This window comes from Methylosinus sp. R-45379 (assembly GCF_001644125.1).
In the GTDB taxonomy this organism is placed as follows: Bacteria; Pseudomonadota; Alphaproteobacteria; order Rhizobiales; family Beijerinckiaceae; genus Methylosinus.
The window spans coordinates 1-1,133 of sequence record NZ_LUUM01000233.1 but is presented as its reverse complement, the minus strand read 5'-3'; the positions used below and the strand labels follow the sequence as shown (position 1 = coordinate 1,133).

1 protein-coding gene is annotated in these 1,133 nt (G+C 58.4%); it reads left to right on the top strand.

The features are described 5' to 3' along the window. Window positions 1-1,133, top strand: a 1,133-nt coding sequence (locus tag A1351_RS10550) for an ABC transporter ATP-binding protein (protein ID WP_157096244.1), incomplete at both ends; no start/stop codon positions are given.

The window sequence follows — 1,133 nt, the reverse complement described above, 5'->3', positions numbered from 1 at the left end:
TCATAGAACACAACTCCGCCGAAATCCAAAGCGCGCAAAGTCGCGGCCAATCAGCGCTGAACGGTTTTGTGCAACTCGCCCTCGGAATTATTGTCCCGAGCATCGCCCAAATAGCTCTAACGATCGCCACGCTCGGCGCGGTACTGAGCGCCGATATCGCGACGATCGTCTTCATTTATGGCGTCGTCTTCGTCGGCTTCACCTATCTGGCGAACAAATGGACCAACCAGCATCTGCACGCTGCGATCGAGTCGATACAGGCCAATGCGCGTTTCGTCGGCAACGCCATGAATGCCATGGAGACTTTGCGCCATTTCGACAGCCAGGAATGGCTGCGGCGGAAATTCTCAGCCAAGGCGCGCGAGATTCGTGACAGGTGGCGCCGCTTCTGTCTGGAGCGCGTCGGATACGGCACCTTCTTTGGCGTGATGCTCGCGCTACAATTTGCGATCACTTTTTGGCTTCTGCTACCGAAATATCGGGCAGGAGCCGTGACCGTGGGCGATCTCGTCCTTTTCAACACATTGCTTTTGCAATTGAACCAGCCCTTCGAGATGGTCGGGCACGCGATCGACAATCTGGCGCGCTCTTATTCGCAATTCATGCCTTACGTCAAGATGTGGCTCGCGCCGGAAGAAGCGGATGCAGAGCAGGGGAGCCCGCTCGAGATTCGCGAGGGGCGCATAGAATTCCGGAGCGTATCCTTTTCCTATCCCAATGGCCGCGGCGTCGAGGACGTGCGCTTTGCCGCCGAGCGCGGTCGCTTGAACTTTCTGACCGGCAAGACAGGCGCCGGAAAAACGACGATCTTCCGCGTGCTTCTCAAATCGCTTGCGCCCGCAAAGGGTCAAATCCTGATCGATGGGACGGACTTGGCGTACGTTGGTCGACGCCAATGGTTTTCACACATTGGCGTCGTTCCTCAAGAGATCGTTCTGCTCAACGACAGTCTGCGAACCAACATCGTGCTGGGGCGGCAGCCAGATGAAACGAAGCTTCGGGAGGCCGCAGCCCGGGCGGCCATCCTGGATTTTATCGACGCCTTGCCCGCAGGATTCGAAACGCTGGTGGGCGAACGCGGCCTAAAACTCTCCGGCGGGGAGCGTCAGCGCATCGCTATCGCGCGCGCGCTC